The following is a 247-nucleotide window of genomic DNA, read 5'->3' on the forward strand; positions in this document are numbered from 1 at the left end:
TGCGGCGAGTGAGATCGCCGCGCACTAACAGGTTGATGCCCGTCGCCACCACCATCGCCGTACACGCCACCGTCACCGCTGTGCTGGCGCCCAGCAGGCGGATGCGCCGCGCGCCCTGGGTGAGGAGTTGCGCCAGCGCTGCGCCCTCGAGGGGGCGCTCAATGTTATCGATCGCGATGATTTGATCGCCTGCGAGCTGCGCCGCGTCGATCCGCTTGGCAGACTCTGCGTCTGCGTCCCTCCCCTC

At 68.4% G+C, this 247-nt stretch carries 1 pseudogene; it reads right to left on the minus strand.

Annotation, left to right across the window (positions count from 1 at the left end):
• Positions 1-247 (minus strand): annotated as a pseudogene (locus ACTFO6_RS19375) (hypothetical protein); the annotation flags it as partial.

Source organism: Pelomicrobium sp. G1 (assembly GCF_051905455.1).
GTDB lineage: Bacteria > Pseudomonadota > Gammaproteobacteria > Burkholderiales > UBA6910 > Pelomicrobium.